The sequence below is a fragment of the Vibrio sp. RE88 genome, assembly GCF_013113835.1.
In the GTDB taxonomy this organism is placed as follows: Bacteria; Pseudomonadota; Gammaproteobacteria; order Enterobacterales; family Vibrionaceae; genus Vibrio.
Genome location: NZ_VTYQ01000002.1, coordinates 49,976 through 73,162 on the forward strand (window position 1 = coordinate 49,976; position 23,187 = coordinate 73,162).

A 23,187-nucleotide genomic window follows, 5' to 3' on the forward strand; every position below is an offset into this window, starting at 1 on the left:
CGGGGTATAGAAATGCAATTAAATTCAAATGAAATCAGTGAATTAATCAGAGAGCGAATTGTTAACTTCAACCTCGAAAGTGAAGCGAGAAATGAAGGTACTATCGTCTCTGTGAGTGACGGCATCATCACAATTCACGGTCTTGCTGATGTTATGCAAGGCGAGATGCTAGAACTGCCAGATAACCGCTTTGCGTTGGCACTGAACTTAGAGCGTCATTCAGTCGGAGCCGTTGTGATGGGCCCATATGCGGACTTGTCAGAAGGGATGAAAGTAAAAGGTACGGGTCGTATTCTTGAAGTGCCAGTCGGTAACGGTTTGCTAGGTCGTGTAGTGAACACGCTAGGTCAACCAATCGATGGTAAAGGCGCAGTGTCATTCGACCGTATGGACCCGGTTGAGGTGATTGCCCCTGGTGTTATCGACCGTAAGTCTGTCGACCAACCAATCCAAACTGGTTACAAAGCGGTGGACTCCATGGTGCCAATCGGCCGCGGTCAACGTGAGTTGATCATCGGTGACCGTCAGACAGGTAAAACCGCGATGGCGATTGATGCCATCATCAACCAAAAAGAACTGGGCGTTAAATGTATTTACGTCGCAATTGGTCAAAAAGCCTCGACCATTGCCAACGTGGTTCGCAAGTTAGAAGAGCACGGCGCACTAGAAAACACCATTGTTGTGGTTGCATCAGCATCAGAAGCGGCAGCGCTGCAATACCTAGCGCCATACGCAGGTTGTACCATGGGCGAATACTTCCGCGACCGTGGTGAAGATGCGCTGATTGTCTATGATGACCTATCAAAACAGGCAGTGGCTTACCGTCAAATCTCACTACTTCTAAAACGCCCACCAGGTCGTGAAGCCTTCCCGGGTGATGTTTTCTACCTCCACTCACGCCTTCTAGAACGTGCAGCGCGTGTTAACGAAGAATACGTAGAGCGATTCACTAACGGTGAAGTAAAAGGCAAAACTGGTTCTCTAACCGCACTGCCAATCATCGAAACCCAAGCGGGTGACGTATCGGCGTTCGTACCAACCAACGTAATCTCGATTACCGATGGTCAAATCTTCCTGCAAACTCAGCTATTCAACTCTGGCTTACGTCCAGCGGTTGACCCAGGTATTTCGGTATCTCGTGTAGGTGGTGCAGCGCAAACCAAAGTGATCAAGAAGCTGTCGGGTGGTATTCGTACCGCGTTGGCGCAATACCGTGAATTGGCCGCGTTTGCTCAGTTCTCTTCTGACTTAGATGAAGCGACACGTCGTCAGCTTGACCACGGTGAGAAAGTCACTGAGCTCATGAAGCAGAAACAGTACGCACCAATGACGGTTGCTGAGCAGGCACTGTCGATCTTTGCGGCAGAGAAGGGCTACCTCACTGATGTGGCGTTAAACCAAATTTCTCGTTTTGAAGATGAGTTGATGGCATTTAGTCGTACAAACGCGCAGCCGCTACTGGACAAGATCAACCAATCCGGTGATTACAACGACGAGATCGAGAGTGAGCTGCACAGCTTGCTGAAAGAGTTCACTGCGCTGCAATCGTAGGACCACTAACAGGAGTCCGTTATGGCAAATACCAAAGAGATTCGCACCAAAATTGCTAGCGTGAGTAGCACGCAAAAGATTACCAGTGCGATGCAAATGGTCGCCGCCAGCAAGATGCGCAAAGTGCAGGAGAACATGCAGGCGTCCCGTCCCTACGCAGTGAATATGCGTAAGGTTATCGGTCACGTCTCGTCCGGTACGCTGGAGTACAGCCATCCTTTCCTTCAAGAACGCGAAGTGAAGCGAGTGGCTTACATCATCATCTCATCCGATCGAGGTTTGTGTGGTGGCCTGAACAGTAACTTGTTCAAAAAAGTATTGGCAGAAATGCAGGGTTGGCAAGAGAAGGGCGTTGAAGTAGATACGACGCTCATCGGTTCGAAAGCAATCAGCTTTTTCCAGTCCCTCGGGAAAGTAATGGCGCAGACTTCTGGGCTTGGTGATGCTCCAAAACTGGAAGATATGTTGGGCGCGGTTAACGCCATGATGGAGCACTACTCCGAAGGCAAAATCGACCGCTTGTTCCTTGTTTACAACCAGTTTGTAAACACCATGGTGCAAAAACCAACGGTATTACAAATGTTGCCGTTCCCGAAAGAAGACATTTCACGTGATAAAGAGGCTCGTTGGGATTACCTCTACGAGCAGTCTCCTCAAGACATTCTCAACCACCTGATTCAACGCTATGTGGAATCACTGGTTTATCAGGGTGTGGTTGAGAGTATCGCTTGTGAACAAGCCGCGCGGATGATGGCAATGTCTGCCGCGACTGATAACGCAGCACAACTGATTGAAGACCTACAACTGGTTTACAACAAAGCGCGTCAAGCGGCGATCACTCAAGAGTTGAGTGAAATTGTATCCGGCGCACAAGCGGTTTAGAGAGAGAATTTGAGGTTTAAATTATGAGTATTGGCAAAATCGTCAAAGTCATCGGTGCGGTGGTCGACGTCGAGTTCGAACAAGGCAAAGGCCCAAAAGTTTACGATGCACTGAAAATCAACGATGGCAGCGATGGCTCACTGATGCTGGAAGTTCAGCAACAGTTGGGCGGCGGAGTGGTTCGCTGTATCGCAATGGGTTCTTCGGATGGCCTTAAACGTGGCCTAGAAGTGGAATCTACTGGCAACCCAATCACGGTACCTGTGGGCGAAGAAACCCTAGGTCGTATCATGAACGTGTTAGGTCATCCAATCGATGAATGTGGTCCAATCGGTGAGCAAGTGTCTTACGAAATTCACCGTGATGCACCGAGCTACGAAGAGCAATCTAACAGCACTGCGCTACTAGAAACGGGCGTTAAAGTCATCGACTTGATTTGTCCGTTCGCGAAGGGCGGTAAGATCGGTCTGTTCGGTGGTGCGGGTGTAGGTAAGACGGTAAACATGATGGAGCTTATCAATAACATTGCTAAAGCTCACTCAGGTTTGTCGGTATTTACCGGTGTAGGTGAACGTACTCGTGAGGGTAACGACTTCTATTTTGAGATGAAAGAAGCGGGCGTTCTCGACAAAGTGGCGATGGTTTACGGTCAGATGAACGAGCCACCGGGTAACCGTCTACGTGTTGCGCTAACAGGCTTGACCATCGCAGAACGTTTCCGTGATGAAGGCCGTGATGTTTTGTTATTCGTGGATAACATTTACCGTTACACATTGGCAGGTACAGAGGTATCGGCGTTGCTTGGCCGTATGCCCTCTGCGGTAGGTTACCAACCAACACTGGCGGAAGAGATGGGTGTACTTCAAGAGCGTATTACGTCAACCAAGAGTGGCTCTATCACGTCTATCCAAGCGGTTTACGTACCTGCGGATGACTTGACTGACCCATCGCCAGCCACCACGTTTGCGCACTTGGATGCGACTGTCGTTCTGTCTCGTAACATCGCCGCTTTGGGTCTGTACCCTGCGATTGACCCATTGGATTCGACGTCTCGTCAGCTTGATCCACAAGTAGTGGGTCAGGAGCATTACAACGTGGCGCGCAAAGTTCAGCAAACGCTGCAACGTTACAAGGAGCTAAAAGACATCATCGCCATTTTAGGTATGGATGAGCTGTCTGAAGAAGATAAGCGCTTGGTATCTCGTGCTCGTAAAGTCGAACGCTTCCTAACTCAGCCTTACCATGTAGCCGAAGTGTTTACAGGTCAACCGGGTATTTTTGTGCCACTGAAAGATACCATTGCTGGCTTTAAAGCCTTGTTAGATGGTCAGTACGATGATATTCCGGAGCAGGCATTTATGTACTGCGGCAACATCGACGAAGTGCTTGAAAAAGCGAAAAAACTGTAAAGCGCGGGAGGCAATATGGCCATAGCGGTTTCACAAAATACGTTTCAACTGAATGTGGTAAGTGCAGAGGGCACACTCTACTCGGGTCCGGCCCATGCGATTGCCGTGACAGGCGCGGATGGTGAGTTAGGTATTCGTCCGGGTCACTCACCGCTGATCAGTAAAATCAAGCCGGGTGTTGCTCGTATTACCGGTGACTTGTCTAAACCTGAAGAGATTTTGTATGTCTCTGGTGGTTTGGTCGAAGTTCAGCCCGATGTCGTCACCGTGCTGGCGGACACCGCATTGCATGGGAAGGATATCGATAAAGCGCGTGCAGAGTCAGCACGCAGAGCGGCAGAAGAAAACATCCGTGCGCATGTGGATGACATCAGCTTTGCTCAGGCTCAGATGGAGCTGACAAAGGCGTTGGCTCAACTGCGAGCGGTGGAGCTGAGTATGAAAATTAGACATTAACATCGATAAACCATAACAAGTTACACTCCTTTGGGGCACGTAAAGTGCCTCTTTTTTATGAGTACTGCTTTGAAATGATTAGGGTCTGTTGAAAAACAATACGCCGATGCGTGCAGGTCAGCGATCGGCGTATGGATTTCAGTACTGATTGAAGCGGGTTGCTTAGTCTCAGTAGAAGATGAACAGCTCTTTGGTGTCAAATAACTTAAAGAATTCGAATCCTTTCATAGCCAACTCTCCTCATTTGTAACATCTATGGTTAATGGATTGGTGAAGCCGTATATGCGCTTCCTTTCTTAACTGCTGTTACATATTTAAAACTAGTGCAACCTACAGTTTTTTGCCAAATTGTTGATGAGTTAAACATCTGTCCAGAACGATTCTCTGCTACCCCACGGACTCACAAAAGCCGTGGGGCGTCAGTGCAAGTTACTGTTTCAAATCGAAGCGGTCAGCATTCATTACTTTGGTCCAAGCGGCTACGAAGTCGCGGACGAATTTCTCTTTGTTATCATCCTGAGCGTAGACTTCAGCGTAAGCGCGTAGGATGGAGTTAGATCCAAACACAAGGTCGACTCGGGTTGCTGTCCATTTTTCGTCACCGCTGCTGCGCTCGACAATAGAGTAGGAGTTACGCCCTGTTGGTTTCCACGTGTATCGCATGTCTGTCAGGTTGACGAAGAAATCGTTCGTCAGCGCACCAACATTATCTGTGAATACACCGTGGCGAGAGCCTGAGTGGTTGGTCCCAAGAACACGCATACCACCAATTAGAACCGTCATTTCTGGCGCTGTTAAACCCAATAGCTGTGCATGGTCTAGCATCAATTCTTCAGGACTTACTGCGTAATGCTGCTTCTGCCAGTTTCGGAATCCGTCTGCGACAGGCTCTAACACATCAAATGAATCGACATCCGTTTGCGCAGCACTGGCATCACCACGTCCCGGAGCAAAAGGAACGGAGATGTCTATACCAGCGGCGCGCGCTGCTTGCTCAATGCCAACATTACCTGCAAGAACTATGGTATCGGCGATACTCACCCCAGACGCAGAGGCGATACCTTCTAGTACCGAAAGTACTTTAGCGAGCTTTTCAGGTTCGTTACCTTGCCACTGATTTTGTGGCGCAAGGCGGATACGGGCACCATTCGCGCCGCCACGTTTGTCTGAGTTACGATAGGTACGAGCGCTGTCCCAAGCGGTTGAAACCATATCTCTAACGCTTAAACCACTTGAGGCGATTTTGGCTTTGACCGCTTCAACATCGTAATTGCTTTGACCAGCAGGGACAGGGTCTTGCCAAGTTAGCTCTTCTGCCGGAACATCTGGGCCGAAGTAGCGCGATTTTGGCCCCATATCGCGGTGAGTCAGCTTAAACCACGCACGAGCGAAGGTGTCGGAGAAGTAAGCAGGATCGTTGTAGAAGCGCTCTGAGATCTTGCGGTATTCAGGGTCAATCTTCAGCGCCATATCGGCATCAGTCATGATTGGGTTGTGACGAATACTCGAATCTTCGACATCAACAGGTTTGTCTTCCTCTTTGATGTTGTCTGGTTCCCACTGCCATGCACCTGCTGGGCTCTTTTGCAAAGACCAGTCATAGCTGAACAGCAGATGGAAGAAGCCGTTATCCCATTGAGTTGGGTGGGTTGTCCATGCACCTTCCAATCCACTGGTCACGGTGTCACGGCCAATACCGCGAAAGGTGTGGTTATTCCAACCAAGACCTTGTTCGTCTAGCTCTGCACGCTCCGGTTCTGCTCCCAGTTTAGCAGCGTCACCGTTACCGTGCGCCTTACCAACCGTGTGGCCGCCAGCAGTCAATGCGACAGTTTCTTCGTCGTTCATTCCCATACGTTCAAAAGTGACACGCATGTCCTGAGCCGTTTTCAGTGGGTCTGGTTTGCCATCGACACCTTCAGGGTTGACGTAGATTAAGCCCATCATGACGGCGGCAAGTGGGTTTTCTAAGTCACGCTCACCTGAATAGCGACTGTTTTCACCACCGCTTTCTGCTAGCCATTCTGTTTCTGCACCCCAGTAGATGTCTTTTTCTGGATGCCAGATGTCTTCACGACCAAATGCAAAGCCGAAGGTTTTCAAACCCATAGATTCATAAGCCATGTTGCCAGCAAGGATCATCAGATCAGCCCAGCTGATTTTATTGCCATACTTCTGCTTAATAGGCCAAAGCAAGCGACGAGCCTTGTCCAAGTTCGCGTTATCAGGCCAGGAATTGAGAGGAGCAAAGCGTTGGTTGCCAGTATCGGCACCACCGCGACCATCGCCAGTACGATAAGAGCCTGCTGAGTGCCACGCCATGCGAATCATTAGGCCGCCGTAATGGCCCCAGTCTGCTGGCCACCAGTCTTGGCTATCGGTCATCAGAGCTTTAACATCATTCTTTAGTGCTTCAACGTCGAGCTTTTTAAGTTCTTCTCGGTAGTTAAAGTCTAGACCCATTGGGTTCGATTTTTGGTCGTGTTGATGCAAGATGTCAAGGTTGAGGGCGTTTGGCCACCAAGCTACGTTAGATGAGTCTGAAGACGTTGCACCGCCATGCATGACAGGACATTTACCGCCAGTATTCACGTTTTTGTGTTCCATGATTTGCTCCTTTAGTGTCGCTTATTCACGGTCGCCACTTTGATTTTTCTTATGTCGGTGGCAATCGATTTATTCGTTATTTGCTTAAAGCCAAAGACGTCTTCCATTGGCAAAGCGTCTGATTGAATGTCCGTCGTTGGACTGACTTTCTAGCATTGAGAATAGATGGAGAGCGGATGTTTATAAAACTGGTTGTGGCTATGTTATTGATAGATGTTTTCTATCTCATGCATATCGATAGTGTGAGGGGAACAAATACTAAGAGAATTCTTAAGGGAAAGCAGGGCTGCCAGTGGAGTTTGGCAGCCCTGTGTAGAAGTGATTAGCCAAACTTGATTTCAAGCTGTTCGGCGGTCTGCCAACTGTCGTGGCTCGCAAGTTGCGAGGCATAACGGGCAATATTGGTGTAGCGCTCAAGCAAGCCAAAATTCGTCAGAATATCAACAATGAATGACATCATGATGTCCGCACCAGTGAGCTTGTCGGCAACGAGGTAGCGCTTCCCTTCCAAACGCTGGTCGACATAACTCATGACCTTATGCAGTTCGACCTCAGCATAATCCGGAAGAAAGTTCATTTGAGCACCATCTTTCGACACGAATATCTTTAGCAATAATGGCAGGGCGGCAGAGCTTTCTGCAAAGTGCAGCCATTGCAGGTAATCAAGGTGGTCATCAGAGCCTTTAACTGGAGCAAGCTTCTCTGATGCAAACTTGTCGATAAGATATTCAACGATCGCGCCAGACTCCGTAATGACGCGCCCGTCTTCTTCAATCACCGGAGATTTACCCAGAGGGTGGATAGATTTAAGCTCTGGTGGCGCGAGAAAGGTCACGCTGTCGCGGTGATAGGGCACGATGTCATAATCGATACCCAGCTCTTCTAACAACCAGATAATACGCTTGGAGCGAGACTGATTAAGATGATGCAGTTTAATCACGTTGACCTCCGATTACAGTGGGCTGTTGGTTTTTACAACCAGCTTGCCAAAGTTCTTACCTTCAAGCAGGCCGATAAATGCTTCTGGTGCCTTGTCAAAACCTTCCACCAAATGCTCGCGATAGTGAATTTTGCCTTCCGCAAGCCACTGGCTCATATCGGTTGCAAACTCTTCATAGCGGTGAGCGTAATCATCAAAGATGATAAAGCCCTGCATTTTGATTCGCTTGATCAGCAGTTGAGCCATCAGCATTGACATTCTGTCAGGGCCTTCAGGAAGAGACGTTGCATTGTATTGAGAAATCAGGCCACACAGTGGAACTCGTGCTCCAGTGTTCAGAAGCGGCATCACAGCGTCAAACACTTTACCGCCAACATTTTCAAAGTAGACGTCGATGCCTTGGTCACACGCTTTGGCTAACTGGTCTGCAAAATCTTCTGCTTTGTGATCGATACATTCATCAAAGCCCAGCTGTTCTTTAGCATAACGACACTTTTCCTCACCACCGGCAACACCAATCACGCGGCAACCTTTGAGTTTACCAATCTGTCCGACCATCGAGCCTACTGCACCTGTTGCGGCTGCAACCACCAAGGTGTCACCAGCTTTGGGTTGGCCGATATCCAGCAAGCCCATGTAAGCGGTGAAACCTGGCATACCCATCACGCCCAGTGCATAGGAAGGGTGAGTTGGGTTCATGCCCATTTTAATCAAGCCTTCACCATCTGAAATACCATAATCTTGCCAACCAGTGAAAGCCAATACCCATTCGCCCACTTGGTAATCTGGATGATTCGAAATTTCAACCTGACACACTGTGCCGCCGACCATGACCTCGTCAATCGCGACAGGGTCAGCATAGGACTTTGCATCGCTCATGCGGCCACGCATGTACGGATCGAGCGACAGATAGACGCTTCGTAGCAGCAATTCACCTTGAGCAGGCGTCGGTTTCTCCGCTTCTTCTAAGCGGAAGTTTTCGGTAACAGGAGCCCCTACAGGGCGTGAAGCAAGAACAATGCGGCGGTTTACGTTGTTAGTCATTGTGTTTCCCATTATTAGACCAGTCGTCTAGTTGTAATTTCAAAAAATTCCCGTTGGTTAATAAGCCAAACGGGAATGTGTAACTTAAGCGCTAAGTAGAGATTGAGTGGTCTCTAAGCTACGTTCAAGATGTGAGTGATCCTGAACCAGTTTGTTTAGAAGGCTTGCGCCAAGCCATTGTTGGTATAGCTGGGTAGCAACTTGCTGCGCATCCAATGCCTTGATTGAACCGTCTTTGATACCGGATTCGATGCACTGAGCAATAGAGTCAATGACTTGTCCCGCACCGCTTGCGAGCGTGATTCGCATCGGCTCAGACAAGTCAGAAACTTCGGCACTGAGCTTAACCACTAAGCAACGGTTGGCATTACAGACACCATTTTCTACTTCTAACCAGCGAGAGAAGTAGCCCATCAAACGTTGGTAGCCAGTGCCTTCATCAGCATTAAAAATCGCATTGATGCGAGCTAGGTAGCTTCTGAAATAATCTTCAATAAGCGCTTCACCAAATTGCTCTTTGGATTTGAAATAGTGGTAGAAAGAGCCTTTTGGCACATCGGCGGTTTTAAGCAGTTCAGATAAACCGACGGCGGTAAAACCCTTGTTCACAACTAGTTCGTAACCCACATTGAGAATATGTTGGCGAGTGTCGTTTGTTTTTTCGTTCATGGAGCGGACTATAGATTAAATTAGACCAGTCGTCTAGTGGTTATTGATCTTTATAAAACATGAACGATCGATGGAGTGGGGAAATAGCGCTTGCTCCTGTGAGAGGAGCAAGCAGAGTAAGTAAGATGAAGCCCTAGAGTTTCAGTGGTAACACATCTCGACTTTCTGAGTGGACGTCAGCGTTTAACTGTTTTAGGTATTCTTTTGATTGAGTATGTACTGCTTGGCTTCGTCCGTTGTCTTTGGCCTGATAAAGGGCAGTATCGGCCGCTTTAATCAGCTCTGTGGTGGAGGTGTTCAAATCTGGGAAAGTAGTGACGCCAATTGAGACACCAAGCTGGCCCAGAGACAAGCCTTTCATGTCTAGGTGCAAATCTCTGACAGAGTCGACAATCTGATTCGCCAGCTCCATTGATTCGCTGATGGAACAATTAGGGCTTATCACCGCCAATTCTTCACCACCAAGACGACAGGCAACATGTTCGTCGCCAATTTCACGTTTCAGCAAGTTTGCCACTTCCTTCAGGACATAATCCCCAGCATCGTGACCAAAGTTGTCGTTAAAGCGCTTAAAGTGGTCAAGGTCGAGCATCAGCAACGACATTGGGTTGCTATCTTGAGAAGCTTTGGCCCACTCTTTCTCGAATACCTCTTCAAAGTAACGACGATTGAAGAGACCTGTTAACGGATCGCGCATCGCTTGTGAGCGGAGTTTTTCTTGAAGGCTCAAGTTAGCTAATGCCAATCCGAGATGCTCTGCAATCGTGAAGGCGAGTTGTTTGGTGTCTTCAGATATTTCTTCAGAGTGCTCATCAAAATAGAGGTGGAACATGCCGACTGTATTACCATGAGCGGTAAGTGGAACACACAATGTAAGCCCTTCAATGGAAGAGGCGGTCATATGAGTGCAAGAGAGATTATGGTGTCTTTCTTTTGATAGATGATACTTACCTTTACGCAGTGCCCAGCAGTCATTGGGTGCGTAGAGTTTATTAGCGGGCCACTCGCCGCCCCAGTCGAGTTTGACTTCGAGTTGATTGCGGGAGTCACGCATGATGGAAACACAACCATTCACATTACCCAGCACTCTTGGAATGATGTCAGCAACGACGACTTGTGCCTCTTTGACGCTGTTACAAGCGGCGAGCATGTTGGCAAGCTGGTGGAGTAGTTCAATTTCCTGAGTACTTTTCTGAATACGGTATTCCTGCTGGTCCCGTTCTTCTTTCACCAATTTGTATATTTTTCGATGACTAACCCAAGTGGAGAGAATCAGTATTGCAAGCGAGGCGGCCATCAAAGCATGCTCAATATCTTTTAAGTCGGAGGACATGGCATACAGCGATGTCATCGGCATTGCTAACCTAAGAACGTAAGTGGAGTCATGGCCATGTTCGTCTTCCGGCAACTCGATTTTCTTAGCGACGTACAACAACTCTTGATCAATCGAGCTACTGTAACGCTTGGATAAGCCGGTTTTTCCAGCAAGCGCCGCTAGTACTTCTGGCCGGGTGCTGTGGTCTCCTAGGGTGGCGATTTCACGATTGGTTAGCTGAGAATCGCCGAGAACCAATCCGCTACTGTGGATGATGGTGAAACGTTGCCCAAAGCTGGACTGAGAGAGATTATCTAGGAAGTAGTCGATCTCCGGCTGGCTCATGTCATAGAGGTCGAGCTGCTTGTCCTTGATCTGATGAGATACGTCATCAATGAGACTAGACATGTAGCTACTGACGATATTGGTTACCCAATTGTCTAGGGTTTTGTCGTAAAAGTAACCGCCGACGACCAGAGAAATTGTCAGGGCTACAATGGGAAAATACTGAACGCGACTGAAAGATGATCGAAGCATAGACAAACCGTGTTAATTGTTATCAAAACCGAATAAATACGTAAAAAGTCAAACGATACTGGTGAGTGATATTAATATTAACGATATGTAAGTGTAGAAGGTCTTTGAGCATATGCAATTGCGTTATTGCTCTATCGTTTCATAAAACTTTTGCATTTAATCATTGGTTTAAGTGAAGGAGACAAGATGAATTGGTTGCGTTTTGGAACAATCATTCTTGCTCTAGTAGCACTAAAACCTTGTGCCGCAAGGCCAATTGACTTAGTGACACTCGAATATCCACCCTATATAGAAATGCACGGAGAGCAGGTCTCAGGGGTGGCGGTGGAACTGGTGAGATACGTGTTTCATCAACTGGAAACACCAGTCAACATCACCGTATTACCTTGGGCGAGAGCCCTAACACTGGTAAAGCGTGGTCGCGCGGATGGCATTTTCACCGCCTTTAAAAACCCTGAGCGGGAAAAATTTGCAGATTTTAGTCAAAATGTGCTCTTCGTCCAAAATATTAGTTTTATGGCACTTAAAGGCAGTAACTACAAACCTGAGGAAGTTTTAGCAGGTGATGTATCCAAAATCGCCTTGTGCGTCGTCAACGGCGTCAGTTACGGAAAACGTATGGACGCGAAAATAGAAGAGGGTGGTTTTCGGCTCATTTTCCAGAGAAACAGCACAGTAGAATGCGCGCATTTGGTGCGAACCAAACGCGCTGATATCTGGGTGAATAATGAATTTGGAGCCCGCAGTATTCTTGTCAGAGAAGGTTTAGATAATGACATTGATATTCTATCGCCCCCCATTGAAGCCACGCCCAGCTACATCGCGTTTTCCAAAGACCGCAGCCACGTTGAACTACTCAAGCGTTTTGACCAAGTGTTGTTCGATATGAAGCAAGACGGGCGTTACGAAGCACTCATCTATGATTACTTTGAGAACATGAGAGTTAAGTAAGAGGCTTTCTGTTCATATAGATAAAGTCATTATCTTCGGACGTGATTTGAAACCCGAAGCGTTGATAAAGCCCACCCACACGACTTCCCTGCAAATAACACAGTTGGATAGGCTTACGCTGCGCGTCGGCGTGTTCAATACAGTGTTGCAGGATTTTACTTCCCATCCCTTGGCCGTGGTAGCAGGCCAGAAGGAAAAAACGGCAAAAGTAAAAGTGTTCCCCTTTGTCCTGCAGCAAAAAGCTGTCAGCAGGTTTACCGTCAACCGTCACTATAGTGGGCTGCTCTTCCTGCCACTCTTCAAGGTGAAGGCGTTGCTGCACTTCTTCATTCCAACCAAACACGGCTTTTATCGCGTCGTATTCTGCGTTCTTTTTGAGGGAGAATAAGAAGTCGAAATCGCCCGGTGTAGCCGGGCGAAAATCAAAGTCGATCATGCATCAACCAGCTCATAAGTAATCAGGAATAGCTCGTCGGTGTTGGGGTAGATTTCACGAATCAGCTGCTTAAGCTTTGGTAGTTCAATCGCTTCTTGCTCAGCGTGAAACTCGTTGATGTCGTTAAAGTGAAGGGGCTCTACCGCTAGAATCTTCACCTCACACACTTTCTCATCTTTCTCCAACGTGAATACTTCAACCTGAGTACCCGGCACGTAATGAGATTCTGATTCATCGCGAATGGTAATGGTCTTTTTACCAGAAGTGATCAGTGGAGTAAGAAACTCAAAAAAGAGAATTTTGCTAGGTGCGCTCATTAGGAATCCTTATTTTGACGCTTGTGCTTAGGCACATAATTGAGAATGGAAATAGGCACAGGTTTGCGCGGCTCAAAACCTTCAACTTCACGGCGTTCAATCAGGTGGCCGAGGCGGCTTTCGATCATGCACAAATTCTTGAAGTTATCTTTTGAGACAAAGGAAATAGCCTCGCCTTGCGCATCCGCACGACCTGTTCGACCAATACGGTGCACGTATTCATCAGCAGGGAACGGCAGGTCATAGTTAATTACGCGGGTAAGGCCTTCAATATCAATACCACGAGCGCCGACACCAGTGGCGATCATGTATTGGATTTTGCCGGCTTTAAAATCTTCGAGCAGCTGAGAACGTACTGCTTGGCTGCGACCGCTGTGGAACGCTTCGGCTTCAATACCGCGCTTTTCCAACTGTTGAGCCAATTTCGCAGCGCCGTGTTTAGTCTCAATGAAGATCAGCGCCTGATCCCAGTTGTTTTCTTTGATCAAGTGGCTTAGCAGTGCTGACTTCTTGTCTTTGTCGACCGTAATTAGCCATTGTTCGATGTTCTTTTTCGACGCTTGATTGGCCGCGATTGAAATCTCGTAAGGGTCGTGTACCGCTGTTTTCGCTAGATCACGAACTTTATTCGACAGAGTGGCGGAGAACAGCAAATGCTGGATATCGGTTGGCAGTCGGTCAAGGATTTTGTTGATGTCGTCAATAAAGCCCATATCGAGCATACGGTCGGCTTCATCCAGCACCAGCATTTCAACTTCCTCAAAATGTACGGCGCGCTTGCCATACATATCGATCAGTCGACCGGGTGTCGCGACCAGAATATCAACACCTTCAATCAGCGCCTGTTTCTGAGCCTGTTCATCCACACCGCCATACATTGCAAGTGAAGTCAGAGCGAGGTGTTGGCTGTAATCTCGAATCTTTTCTTCAACCTGAACAGCCAGCTCACGAGTGGGCGTAAGAATCAAACCACGAATACGCTTCTTACGCTGAGTTTCGCCCTGACTTAATTTTTCGAGCATTGGCAGTACAAAGCTGGCGGTTTTACCCGTACCTGTTTGTGCTGCTGCAATTAAATCTTCGCCACGCAGAACCACGGGAATGGCTTTGGTCTGAATTGTCGTGGGTTTGTCATAACCCAGTTGCTGAATGGCGTCGGTAATTGGTTGGCTTAAGCCGAGCTTAGAGAATGGCATCTGTACACTCTGAATCTGAATAGTGAAGCGGGGTAAACCCTGTGTTTGGCGCAGAGTTTAGCATGAACTGACGTTAAAGGTGAGTGACAACATGGGGTAGCTCGCCTGTCAGGAAAAATCAACAAACCGAACCAAAGTTCCACAATGTGGGATTCGAGTTTCGTTATGTGGAATGTTGATAATAATCACATTATCACTAGTGGGTCGCAGGTATATTTTCCAACATCAACAAGAGGTCGATTTATGAGCAAAGTACAAGGTAACCAAGCATTGGCAAAAGCGTTCGCAGTGATCGATGCGATTGCGGAAGGTCACCGTCAATTGAAAGACATTTGTGATCATCTTGAGCTGCCAAAGTCGACGGTACACCGTATTTTGCAAGGGCTGATTGAGGCAAGGTATGTCCGTGAAGTCAAAGGGATTGGTCTAGTGCTCGGCACTAAGATGATTCAGTTGGGCATTCGGGCGCAGGCAGATATGCCATTGAAAGAAATTGCCAAACCGTATCTGAGAGAACTCGCGCAACTTACTCAGGATACAGTGCATCTCGGCATTAAAGACGAAGATGAGATTTTCTATCTCGATAAGATTCCAGGACAGCGTCACGTTCAAATGCGCTCACAAGTCGGGGATCGACTACCTCTTGCCGCAACGGGAGTGGGTAAAGCGTTGATGATAGATATGCCTAAGACAGAGTGGCAGAGGCTCATTACGACTCAGACGGACTTAGATGTGGATGCAATGATGAAGCGAATGGACGTTTATGCTCAAGGGGATTACAGCTTCGATCTCGAAGATAACGATGATCTGGTTCGCTGTGTCGCTGTCCCGATTCGCAACAAATACAACAATATTATTGCAGCGATATCTGTAACGAGCATCAAAGAATATATGTCAGATTCACGAATGAAGGAATTAATTCCTACTATTACGGAATACTGCAAGAAAATATCCGAACAATTAAATTAGTTATTAATTAAACCCTTACCCTATACGCACAAATAATGTGTGCGTTACAACAGTAGAAAATTAATTAGGTACGACTATGTCTGGAACAGGAAAAATTCTGGCCATTGGTGGGCTCTTTATCGCCTCAATCATTGGTGCCGCTATTGCGACTAACTCTCAAGGAAATCAAATTGCGAGTGGTCAATCATGTGAATCACAAGTGAAAACTCTACGCTTTAGTATGAGTTCTAATAATAAACACCCAATCTATGATGGTGCATCTAAATTCAAAGAAATCGTCGAAAAATATACCGATTTGACGGTCGATATATACCCGTCAGCCCAACTAGGGGATGACCGCGCGGCGATTGAAATGTTGCAATTGGGCACACTGGATGTGTCTATTCCGTCGACGGGACCATTGGCCAACTTCTATCCTGAATACAACGTTTTTGACTTGCCATTTATGATCACCAGTGAAGCGGTTGCCGACAAAGTACTACGCAGTTCATTTGGTGACGACATGCTAAAGAGACTGCAATCAAAAGGGCTTATTGGTCTCGACTTCTGGGAGAACGGGTTCCGTCATTTAACTAACTCTAATCGGGCTGTACACAGTATTGAAGATGTGAAAGGACTGAAAGTCAGAACGATGGAAAGCCCACTTCACCTAGACGCATGGAAAGCGATGGGAGCGACACCAACACCTATGGCCTTTAACGAGCTGTTTACGGCACTTCAGCAAGGTACGGTGGATGGCCAGGAGAACCCATACCCAAACATCGCGCTTAATAACCTGTACGAAGTGCAGAGCAGCATGACAGACACAGGGCACGTCTACACGCCGTTGGCACTTATCTTTAGTGAATCAACGTGGAATAAGCTCAGCAAGCATGATCAGAAAGTGATTCAGCAAGCGGCGATTGAAGCTGGAGACTATGAACGTCAGGTCAACCGCAAGGTCAATTTAGACAGCCTTGCGACCATTGAAGACAACATGGAAGTGATTGAGCTGACGCCGGAAGCACGCAAAGGTTTCCAAGATGCAACCAACTCTGTGGTTGATAAGTATGAGCCTATTATTGGTGCGGATGTCATTGATGCATTCAAGGCAGAAATTAATAAAGCAGAACAAGAGCTAGCGAGCAAATAATGAATTAAGCCCCTCTGAGAATATCCAGTGGGGCGAGGATAAACTCATGCTGAAATGGTTAGATAAATATTTTGAAAATACGGTGGCGTGTATTTTACTCGCCATCATGACCGCAGCAATCTTTTTGCAAGTGGTCACACGTACCCTCGACTTTTCTATTTCTTGGACGGAAGAGCTCGCTCGTTATTGTTTTATTTGGTTGGTTTATATCGGGATTAGCTTTGCTGTCGCTAAGAAAAGCCATATCAAAATCGAAGCGATCAATATGCTTCTAGACGAGAAAGAGAAGAAATACCTATCGTTATTTGCGGACTTGGTGTTCTTTCTGTTTGCTTGCGTCATTTTATTCAAATCCACGCAAATGGTCATCAACCTCTATTCCCTAGGGCAGACTTCTCCGGCGCTAGGGCTACCGATGTGGTTAGTGTATCTGGCGGGGCCAGTCGGTTTTGCGTTGACGGCTTTTCGTTTAATCCAGCAGATGGTTATTACCTCTGACGAACTGAAAGCTATTCGCTAGGGAGCGCATATGTCTATTTTTATTCTGTTTGCGACCTTCGCACTACTGGTCTTTTTCTCTGTGCCTATTGCTATTGCATTAGGTGTTGCCACCTTGCTGACCATCGTCTCTACCGGAACGCTGAGTGTGGACTTCTTAGTCAGTACTTTGATTACGTCGGTCGATTCATTCCCAATCATGGCCGTGCCATTTTTTATTCTGGCAGGCGACATCATGGGCAGTGGCGGAATCTCTCAACGTTTAGTGAACTTCGCGAATTCATTAGTAAAGAACATTACAGGTGGTTTTGCGATTGCTTCTATCATTACGTGTATGTTCTTTGCCGCGATTTCAGGTTCAGGGCCTGCAACCGTTGCCGCTGTCGGTGGAATTATGATCCCAGCGATGATCAAGTATGGCTACGATAAAGCGTTCGCTACGGCTGTAGTAACCGCCGCAGGGGCAATAGGCGTGATGATTCCACCAAGCATTCCTATGGTCATGTATGGTGTTTCAGCCAGTACGTCGATTGGCGATCTCTTTATCGCAGGTATTGTTCCGGGCGTTCTTGTTGCTCTGTGCCTAATGGTTTACGCCTACTACTATGCGAAGAAAAACGGTTATAAGGGCTCGGATGAACCTTTCTCACTAGGAGAAGTCTGGCAGCAGTTTAAGCACGCTCAGTTGGCTTTGCTTATCCCAGTAATCATTCTTGGTGGCATTTATGGCGGAATATTCACGCCAACTGAGGCGAGTGTTGTCGCAGTCGTTTATGGTTTGATTGTCAGCCTGTTTGTCTATAAAGAGATCGGGGTTAAAGATTTACCGCAGATCTTCACTAAATCAGTCATCACGTCGGTCATTGTCTTGATTATTGTCGGTACGGCCACTGCCTTCGGCAAATACCTCGCGCTGGAACAGATACCAAATCAGATTGCTGACGCGATGCTGGCATTCTCGGAAAGCAAAGTGGTGTTTGTGCTATTGATGGTTGCATTGCTACTGGTGGTGGGATGTTTCATGGAAACCGTTGCGGCCATCATTATCCTGACTCCAATTCTTGTTCCAGTGGCCACGCTGTTCGGTTTTGATGCTGTTCATATCGGTATCATCATGGTCGTCACCTTGGCGATTGGTTTCATTACGCCACCGCTCGGTCTTAACCTATTTGTAGGTTCTAGTGTGTCTGGGGTATCAGTCGAGAAGCTTTCGAAAGCCATTATTCCATTTTTCATTGCAATGCTGATCGCCTTGGCCTTTGTGGTATTCATTCCACAGCTGGCATTGGCATTGATTTAAGTAAGGTAAACATTATGAAAATTATTGATGTCGTTCCGCACGCGATTTCGGTTCCACTAGAAACGCCGTTTTATTTTTCTCAGGGCTGGGTACATAACCGCAGTGCGTTGATTGTCGAAGTCATCACCGATGAAGGTGTTTCAGGTTGGGGGGAGGCCTTGTGTCATGGGCTTCAGCCACCTCATATTGCGGCAGCTTTTATTGAGCATGTATTTAAACCGATCTTACTGGGGCGTAATCCGTTTGATGTCGAAGTGTTGTGGGAAGAAATGTACAACACGACACGACCATATGGTCAAGGCGGCTCTGCGGTGAACGCCATCAGTGGTGTTGATATTGCTTTGTGGGATGTCATAGGTAAGTCCCTCAATCAGCCAATACATGCTCTGATTGGCGGCGCGTTTCGAAAAGAAGTGACGCCTTACGCGACGGGCTTTTACCGAGTAGCGGAAGGCAACTACCCACAAGACGCCATTGCTGAAGCGCATCGTTATGTGGAGGCGGGATTCAAAGCGATGAAGCTCAAGATTGGCTTTGGTGTTGAAGAAGATATCGCGTATATGCGTGCGATTCGTCAAGCGGTAGGTGAAGATGTTCGCATCATGGCGGACGCAAATGGCGCATACAACTCAGCAGCTGCACGCAGAATTATCAAAGAGACTGAAGATCTCAACCTGTATTTCCTTGAAGAGCTACTTGCTCCAGAAGATCTTGAAGGCTATCAGCAGATCAAAAGCCTGTCTAAGACCTATATTGCAGCGGGTGAACAGCTATTTGGCAAAATGGGGTATCGACCATGGCTTGAAAGCCGCGCTCTCGACATTATTCAGCCTGATCTATGTTCCTCTGGTGGCATCACCGAATGTAAGAAGATTGCGGCGATGGCACAGGCCAGCCAGACCATGATGATCCCCCATGTTTGGGGCTCAGGAATTGGGATTGCAGCTTCACTGCAGTTTATTGCTTCATTGCCACCTTCGCCTTTATCGCTGAATCCAGCCGAACCCATGTTGGAGTTTGACCAATCTTCTCATCCGTTCCGCAAAGATTTGATTTGCGATGGCATCAAGATGGAAAACGGCAAAGTACAGATCTCGACTCAGCCTGGCATTGGTGTCGACGTCAACCGAGACATCATTAACCAATACAAAGTGAACTGAGCGACGGAGAGCGACAAAAGCAATGAACAATGTAGATTGGCTAATTATTGATTGGGGAACCACAAACTTCCGTGCATTTGCGATGCGGAACGATGGAACTTTGATTGAGAAAATCGAGAAGAATCTCGGACTACTGCAAGTTAAAGACAATCAGTTCGCTGACGAGCTTGCGAGCGTACTGCACGATTGGCTGGGGGAGTACCAGCATTTGCCTGTGATGATGGCGGGCATGGTGGGCTCGGCCCAAGGTTGGGTTGATGTGCCTTATGTCGCTGCTCCCGTGACATTGGAGCAGCTTGCTCAGCAGTGTCATCGGTTTGCTCTGCCATGGGGCGCTAGTGCGACCATTATTCCTGGCGTTTGTACGGAAAATGCTGACGGAGACGTCGATGTAATGCGTGGTGAAGAGGTTCAGCTCTTTGGCCTAAAGCAGATGGTAGATAAAGCGCAGTTCAACGCAGTGTTTCCGGGCACACACAGCAAGCACGTAACCGTCGACAGCGAGCAGGTTAAACAGTTCAAAACCTTTATGACGGGAGAACTGTTTTCAATCCTGTCACAGCACTCCATTTTGGGAAGGGGCCTTCCGGAACAAAATGAGTCTCAACGCGCATTTCTTAAAGGGGTAGTAGAAAGCGGAGGGAGTGATTTCACCGCCAAACTGTTTAAGACCAGAACCCATCGCTTATTCGACAAGTTAGACGCCTCTTCGGTTCTGGATTATTTGTCCGGTTTACTGATTGGGCAAGAGCTCAAAGAGTTGAACACATCTGAAGTCTACCTCGTTGGTGGTCAAGCATTGTGTGATCGTTATCAGCTCGCTTGTAAGACACTGAATATTAAAACGGAATACAAGCATGGCGACGAGGCTTTTCTGGCCGGCATGCTGCAGATAAAAAAGGCAATGAAAAATGAGAAATAATGAGTTTAAACTCGATGATCACCTTCCTTTAGTCGCTATTATTCGTGGTGTCATGCCCGATGATGTCGTACGGGTGACTCAAATCCTGATTGAAGAAGGCTTCTCAATGATTGAGGTGCCGCTCAACAGCCCAGATGCACTCGCGAGTATTCGCACGTTGGTCGAACACTTTGGTGATGGTTATCTGATCGGTGCAGGGACAGTGACGACACCGGAGCAGGCGAAAGCGGTCATTGAAACGGGGGCTAATCTGGTTGTGACGCCTAACTTTAACGAAGAAGTTGTCAGGTTGTCTGCTCAGGCTGGTTGTGTGACGTTTCCCGGTGTTGTGACACCAAGTGAGGCCTTCTCTGCTCTTGCAGCAGGCGCAACAGGGTTAAAGCTGTTCCCCGTTTCGATGTTAGGTTTGGACGGATTCAAAGCACTCAAATCAGTACTTCCATCAGAAACCATCTGCTTGCCAGTTGGGGGGATTAATCCAACGGAGCAGAGTATGAAACCTTACTTAGAGATTGGAGCGAAAGGTTTTGGCTTGGGGGCTTCGCTCTATAAGCCGGGGCTAACGGATGAGCAAATCCGTTCAAATGCGAAAGCATTCGCCGAAACATTCCGTGCGATAATCTGAGGAAAAGGTGAGGTGTGAAAGCCTCACCTTTTTTACGTTAGGTCAAAATCTCCGTCACGATTTCTGTTTTAACGGAGTTGGCGATAAAGCAGTGTTGATGCGCGAGGTGATGCATCTTCTCCAACTGAGCGTAGTCAGGTTGTTTGCTACCGGAAAACACGATGTGTGGCCTGAGGGTTACTTTTGTCACCGAGGTTCGACCTTTTTCATCTTCTTCCATAATGCCAACAGCCTCATCAACATAAGAGTCGATCACGTAGCGGCGCTTAGCGGCGATACCCAAAAACGTCAGCATGTGGCAGCTTGAAATGGCAGCGATAAACGCCTCTTCTGGGTCAACGTTTTCTTCGACTGAATAAGGTAATGGGACCACATGGGGGGAAGAGGAGGCCGGAATACTGACACCGCCGTCAAATTCCCACAGGTGTCCACGACTATATTGATTGTCACTGAACTCTTCATGCTCGGCTCTCTGCCAACGAACGGTTGCGCTGTAATCTGACATGTAATCCTCCCTGATTGTGATGCGATCTTCAGTCGATAGAATTTAGTTGATGGCGGTACTGGCTCGTCGAGTCAGCTTAAAGCCAATGTCGGTGACTTGATCGACAAGCTCGCCCTTGATTTGCTGAAGTAACTTCTCCGCGGCTTTGGCGCCCATGCGCTCATAATCAATTTCTGCACCTGTGAGGCTCGGGTAGGCATGTTCACTCATCGACGAGCCGTCTAAGCAGATAATGGCAATATCAGTGGGTACTTTAAGTACTCGGCGATGGCATTCGAATAGGGCGCCAATGGCAATCTCTTCGTGGCTGCAGACCAACGCATTCAATGTAGAGTCACGCAGCAACAGCTTCGCCAGCCCTTCAGCACCCAGTTGAGAAGAAGGGGCTTCATGAGTGGTCAAGAAGTGATCTGGCGTCAGGTAATGTTCAATCATGGCACTCTGCCAACCGTGCAGTTTGCGCTGTAGAGTCGAGTGCTCACCTCTTGCACCAATGAACCCCACATTCTTAAAACCTTGTTCAATCAGATGCTTGGTGCAGTTTTTACCGATGTCGAAATGGTCCACACCGATATTGTGATATTTAGGGGTCGAGGTCAGCTCGGCAATTTCGAGCACGGGTGTGTTTGCTGCTTCAAGCAGTTGATGCGTTTTTTGACTGTGTTCGGAGCCAAACAGAACGACGCCTGCTGGACGACTTTCAAGAAAGGTAGAAAGCAGTTTTTCTTCCTGATCAATGGAGTAGTCACTGTAGCCAAGTAGCAACTGATAGCCTGCCTTGTTCAATGCCTGTTGGAAACTGGGTAAGAACAGCGCACACGATTTTTCGATCAAAGAAGGCAATATAAGCGCAATTGAGTAGCTTTGCGCAGAAGCCAGTGCCCCAGCGGCTTTGTTAGGAATATAACCTAACTCGTCTACGACTTGTTGAATCTTATCTCTGAGCTTTTCTGAAACAAGTTCGGGTGTTCTCAGTGCACGCGAAACGGTCATCGTCCCTACACCAGCTTTTTTGGCTACATCGGCTATGGTGACTTTTCCAGTGCTTCTTCGTTTTCGCGGTTCGTTCATTGTTGTTTTTATTAACTGTCCATTTTATTCGCGGCGCCATCTTAACACAGCGATGTGATGGAATTGATATTAGCGCAATAGATGTTGATCACAAGCATATGAAACCATTGTGTGATAGTGAAATGGTAGCGCTATCACATTTTATGATAGCGCTATCAGGTAGCGCTATCATTTGAGATCTTGATCTGGTTTTTTTGACATATTCATCGATAGAGTAGCGCCATCAAAACAACAAACCGGAAAGATCCCATGCTAAGTGAATTGATTACCTCTGACGTCGTTCGAGTCCATGAAACCGCTTCAGACTGGAAAGAGGCGATAGAGCAATCATGTGCCGCTTTACTTGAAACAGGCGCGATTGAGCCGAGCTATGTCGAAGCGATTTTCCGCTCTCATCATGAACTTGGGCCTTACTACGTGGTAGGTCCGGGCATGGCGATGCCGCATGCTCGCCCAGAAGATGGTGTGAATCGTTTGTCACTGTCGATTACCGTGGTTCAAAGTGGTGTGAACTTTGACTCTGAAGGTAATGACCCAGTGAAAATGTTGGTGACGCTTGCTGCCACGGACAGCGATAGCCATGTGGGTGCAATCTCAAAATTGGCGGAGCTTTTCATGAACGAAGAACATGTAGAACAGATCTGTAACGCGAAAACACCTCAAGACGTGTTAGACGTCATTAAGAATTATTAACT

Annotated in this window: 23 protein-coding genes; 13 read left to right on the top strand and 10 right to left on the bottom strand. The window is 47.6% G+C overall.

The window, feature by feature from the left end:
• The first annotated feature begins 12 nt into the window (after nucleotides 1–12).
• Genes atpA through F0265_RS03755 form a run of 4 tightly spaced genes read left to right on the top strand, consistent with a single transcriptional unit; the run spans nucleotide 13 to nucleotide 4,298 of the window.
• Nucleotides 13–1,551 (top strand): F0F1 ATP synthase subunit alpha, encoded by a 1,539-nt coding sequence (gene atpA / locus F0265_RS03740; RefSeq protein WP_171747846.1) that lies wholly within the window; start codon nucleotides 13–15, stop codon nucleotides 1,549–1,551.
• A gap of 21 nt (nucleotides 1,552–1,572) precedes the next feature.
• A complete protein-coding gene (gene atpG / locus F0265_RS03745; protein ID WP_171747847.1) occupies nucleotides 1,573–2,433 on the top strand; it encodes a F0F1 ATP synthase subunit gamma in 861 nt (286 codons plus the stop codon).
• A 23-nt stretch (nucleotides 2,434–2,456) separates the two neighbouring features.
• Nucleotides 2,457–3,842 carry a F0F1 ATP synthase subunit beta gene (atpD, locus tag F0265_RS03750; protein WP_171747848.1) on the top strand — a complete coding sequence of 462 codons (1,386 nt, stop codon included), beginning with the start codon at nucleotides 2,457–2,459 and terminating at the stop codon, nucleotides 3,840–3,842.
• Nucleotides 3,843–3,857: 15 nt separating this feature from the next.
• A complete protein-coding gene (locus tag F0265_RS03755) occupies nucleotides 3,858–4,298 on the top strand; it encodes a F0F1 ATP synthase subunit epsilon (protein ID WP_171747849.1) in 441 nt (146 codons plus the stop codon).
• 429 nt (nucleotides 4,299–4,727) lie between these two features.
• Here the strand turns inward: F0265_RS03755 and katG are convergent, their stop codons facing one another.
• The 5 genes from katG to F0265_RS03780 all read right to left on the bottom strand — a co-directional run bounded on the left by katG (nucleotide 4,728) and on the right by F0265_RS03780 (nucleotide 11,410).
• On the bottom strand, nucleotides 4,728–6,905 hold the full coding sequence (gene katG, locus F0265_RS03760; RefSeq protein WP_171747850.1) for a catalase/peroxidase HPI: 2,178 nt from the start codon (nucleotides 6,903–6,905) through the stop codon (nucleotides 4,728–4,730).
• A 322-nt stretch (nucleotides 6,906–7,227) separates the two neighbouring features.
• Nucleotides 7,228–7,845 (bottom strand): glutathione S-transferase N-terminal domain-containing protein, encoded by a 618-nt coding sequence (locus tag F0265_RS03765; protein ID WP_171747851.1) that lies wholly within the window; start codon nucleotides 7,843–7,845, stop codon nucleotides 7,228–7,230.
• A gap of 12 nt (nucleotides 7,846–7,857) precedes the next feature.
• Nucleotides 7,858–8,889, bottom strand: coding sequence for an NADP-dependent oxidoreductase (locus F0265_RS03770; RefSeq protein WP_171747852.1), 1,032 nt, complete (start codon nucleotides 8,887–8,889; stop codon nucleotides 7,858–7,860).
• Nucleotides 8,890–8,973: 84 nt separating this feature from the next.
• Nucleotides 8,974–9,558, bottom strand: coding sequence for a TetR/AcrR family transcriptional regulator (locus F0265_RS03775; protein WP_171747853.1), 585 nt, complete (start codon nucleotides 9,556–9,558; stop codon nucleotides 8,974–8,976).
• A gap of 133 nt (nucleotides 9,559–9,691) precedes the next feature.
• Nucleotides 9,692–11,410: a sensor domain-containing diguanylate cyclase gene (locus tag F0265_RS03780; protein WP_171747854.1), complete on the bottom strand. Its 1,719-nt coding sequence runs from the start codon at nucleotides 11,408–11,410 to the stop codon at nucleotides 9,692–9,694.
• 186 nt (nucleotides 11,411–11,596) lie between these two features.
• On the opposite strand from F0265_RS03780, the gene F0265_RS03785 reads away from it, so the two are divergent.
• Nucleotides 11,597–12,361, top strand: a complete 765-nt coding sequence (locus tag F0265_RS03785; protein WP_065742764.1) for a transporter substrate-binding domain-containing protein — start codon at nucleotides 11,597–11,599, stop codon at nucleotides 12,359–12,361.
• Here the strand turns inward: F0265_RS03785 and F0265_RS03790 are convergent.
• From F0265_RS03790 to F0265_RS03800, 3 genes are read right to left on the bottom strand one after another with little or no spacing between them, the layout of a single operon-like run.
• A complete protein-coding gene (locus F0265_RS03790; RefSeq protein WP_171748179.1) occupies nucleotides 12,354–12,794 on the bottom strand; it encodes a GNAT family N-acetyltransferase in 441 nt (146 codons plus the stop codon). The genes F0265_RS03785 and F0265_RS03790 overlap by 8 nt on opposite strands.
• Nucleotides 12,794–13,114, bottom strand: coding sequence for a N(4)-acetylcytidine aminohydrolase (yqfB, locus tag F0265_RS03795; protein ID WP_171747855.1), 321 nt, complete (start codon nucleotides 13,112–13,114; stop codon nucleotides 12,794–12,796). The genes F0265_RS03790 and yqfB overlap by 1 nt, the downstream gene beginning before the upstream one ends.
• Nucleotides 13,114–14,310: a DEAD/DEAH box helicase gene (locus F0265_RS03800; protein WP_065742767.1), complete on the bottom strand. Its 1,197-nt coding sequence runs from the start codon at nucleotides 14,308–14,310 to the stop codon at nucleotides 13,114–13,116. Before F0265_RS03800 ends, yqfB begins: the two co-directional genes overlap by 1 nt.
• A gap of 243 nt (nucleotides 14,311–14,553) precedes the next feature.
• Between F0265_RS03800 and F0265_RS03805 the strand changes: the two genes are divergently transcribed.
• The 7 genes from F0265_RS03805 to F0265_RS03835 all read left to right on the top strand — a co-directional run bounded on the left by F0265_RS03805 (nucleotide 14,554) and on the right by F0265_RS03835 (nucleotide 20,916).
• Nucleotides 14,554–15,279, top strand: a complete 726-nt coding sequence (locus F0265_RS03805) for an IclR family transcriptional regulator (protein ID WP_171747856.1) — start codon at nucleotides 14,554–14,556, stop codon at nucleotides 15,277–15,279.
• Between the two features lie 76 nt (nucleotides 15,280–15,355).
• Complete coding sequence (locus F0265_RS03810) at nucleotides 15,356–16,411, top strand: TRAP transporter substrate-binding protein (RefSeq protein WP_171747857.1); 1,056 nt, start codon at nucleotides 15,356–15,358, stop codon at nucleotides 16,409–16,411.
• 46 nt (nucleotides 16,412–16,457) lie between these two features.
• Nucleotides 16,458–16,931, top strand: coding sequence for a TRAP transporter small permease (locus tag F0265_RS03815; RefSeq protein WP_171747858.1), 474 nt, complete (start codon nucleotides 16,458–16,460; stop codon nucleotides 16,929–16,931).
• Nucleotides 16,932–16,940: 9 nt separating this feature from the next.
• A complete protein-coding gene (locus tag F0265_RS03820; RefSeq protein ID WP_171747859.1) occupies nucleotides 16,941–18,209 on the top strand; it encodes a TRAP transporter large permease in 1,269 nt (422 codons plus the stop codon).
• Between the two features lie 14 nt (nucleotides 18,210–18,223).
• Nucleotides 18,224–19,369, top strand: a complete 1,146-nt coding sequence (locus F0265_RS03825; protein ID WP_171747860.1) for a mandelate racemase/muconate lactonizing enzyme family protein — start codon at nucleotides 18,224–18,226, stop codon at nucleotides 19,367–19,369.
• A gap of 22 nt (nucleotides 19,370–19,391) precedes the next feature.
• Nucleotides 19,392–20,291, top strand: a complete 900-nt coding sequence (locus tag F0265_RS03830) for a 2-dehydro-3-deoxygalactonokinase (RefSeq protein WP_171747861.1) — start codon at nucleotides 19,392–19,394, stop codon at nucleotides 20,289–20,291.
• Nucleotides 20,281–20,916, top strand: a complete 636-nt coding sequence (locus F0265_RS03835) for a 2-dehydro-3-deoxy-6-phosphogalactonate aldolase (protein ID WP_171747862.1) — start codon at nucleotides 20,281–20,283, stop codon at nucleotides 20,914–20,916. The genes F0265_RS03830 and F0265_RS03835 overlap by 11 nt, the downstream gene beginning before the upstream one ends.
• A gap of 37 nt (nucleotides 20,917–20,953) precedes the next feature.
• Here the strand turns inward: F0265_RS03835 and F0265_RS03840 are convergent, their stop codons facing one another.
• Both F0265_RS03840 and F0265_RS03845 read right to left on the bottom strand, forming a co-directional pair.
• A complete protein-coding gene (locus F0265_RS03840) occupies nucleotides 20,954–21,421 on the bottom strand; it encodes an OsmC family protein (RefSeq protein ID WP_171747863.1) in 468 nt (155 codons plus the stop codon).
• A gap of 42 nt (nucleotides 21,422–21,463) precedes the next feature.
• The gene (locus F0265_RS03845; protein ID WP_171747864.1) at nucleotides 21,464–22,492 is read right to left on the bottom strand and encodes a LacI family DNA-binding transcriptional regulator; all 1,029 of its coding nucleotides are present in this window, start codon (nucleotides 22,490–22,492) and stop codon (nucleotides 21,464–21,466) included.
• Nucleotides 22,493–22,741: 249 nt separating this feature from the next.
• Between F0265_RS03845 and F0265_RS03850 the strand changes: the two genes are divergently transcribed.
• Nucleotides 22,742–23,185 (top strand): PTS sugar transporter subunit IIA, encoded by a 444-nt coding sequence (locus tag F0265_RS03850; RefSeq protein ID WP_171747865.1) that lies wholly within the window; start codon nucleotides 22,742–22,744, stop codon nucleotides 23,183–23,185.
• Nucleotides 23,186–23,187: the final 2 nt, after the last annotated feature.

Coding starts and splice junctions, on each gene's coding strand:
- atpA (WP_171747846.1), top strand. CDS start 13: ATGCAATTAAATTCAAATGAAATCAGTGAATTAATCAGAGAGCGAATT.
- atpG (WP_171747847.1), top strand. CDS start 1,573: ATGGCAAATACCAAAGAGATTCGCACCAAAATTGCTAGCGTGAGTAGC.
- atpD (WP_171747848.1), top strand. CDS start 2,457: ATGAGTATTGGCAAAATCGTCAAAGTCATCGGTGCGGTGGTCGACGTC.
- F0265_RS03755 (WP_171747849.1), top strand. CDS start 3,858: ATGGCCATAGCGGTTTCACAAAATACGTTTCAACTGAATGTGGTAAGT.
- katG (WP_171747850.1), bottom strand. CDS start 6,905: ATGGAACACAAAAACGTGAATACTGGCGGTAAATGTCCTGTCATGCAT.
- F0265_RS03770 (WP_171747852.1), bottom strand. CDS start 8,889: ATGACTAACAACGTAAACCGCCGCATTGTTCTTGCTTCACGCCCTGTA.
- F0265_RS03775 (WP_171747853.1), bottom strand. CDS start 9,558: ATGAACGAAAAAACAAACGACACTCGCCAACATATTCTCAATGTGGGT.
- F0265_RS03780 (WP_171747854.1), bottom strand. CDS start 11,410: ATGCTTCGATCATCTTTCAGTCGCGTTCAGTATTTTCCCATTGTAGCC.
- F0265_RS03785 (WP_065742764.1), top strand. CDS start 11,597: ATGAATTGGTTGCGTTTTGGAACAATCATTCTTGCTCTAGTAGCACTA.
- yqfB (WP_171747855.1), bottom strand. CDS start 13,114: ATGAGCGCACCTAGCAAAATTCTCTTTTTTGAGTTTCTTACTCCACTG.
- F0265_RS03800 (WP_065742767.1), bottom strand. CDS start 14,310: ATGCCATTCTCTAAGCTCGGCTTAAGCCAACCAATTACCGACGCCATT.
- F0265_RS03805 (WP_171747856.1), top strand. CDS start 14,554: ATGAGCAAAGTACAAGGTAACCAAGCATTGGCAAAAGCGTTCGCAGTG.
- F0265_RS03810 (WP_171747857.1), top strand. CDS start 15,356: ATGTCTGGAACAGGAAAAATTCTGGCCATTGGTGGGCTCTTTATCGCC.
- F0265_RS03815 (WP_171747858.1), top strand. CDS start 16,458: ATGCTGAAATGGTTAGATAAATATTTTGAAAATACGGTGGCGTGTATT.
- F0265_RS03820 (WP_171747859.1), top strand. CDS start 16,941: ATGTCTATTTTTATTCTGTTTGCGACCTTCGCACTACTGGTCTTTTTC.
- F0265_RS03825 (WP_171747860.1), top strand. CDS start 18,224: ATGAAAATTATTGATGTCGTTCCGCACGCGATTTCGGTTCCACTAGAA.
- F0265_RS03830 (WP_171747861.1), top strand. CDS start 19,392: ATGAACAATGTAGATTGGCTAATTATTGATTGGGGAACCACAAACTTC.
- F0265_RS03835 (WP_171747862.1), top strand. CDS start 20,281: ATGAGAAATAATGAGTTTAAACTCGATGATCACCTTCCTTTAGTCGCT.
- F0265_RS03840 (WP_171747863.1), bottom strand. CDS start 21,421: ATGTCAGATTACAGCGCAACCGTTCGTTGGCAGAGAGCCGAGCATGAA.
- F0265_RS03845 (WP_171747864.1), bottom strand. CDS start 22,492: ATGAACGAACCGCGAAAACGAAGAAGCACTGGAAAAGTCACCATAGCC.
- F0265_RS03850 (WP_171747865.1), top strand. CDS start 22,742: ATGCTAAGTGAATTGATTACCTCTGACGTCGTTCGAGTCCATGAAACC.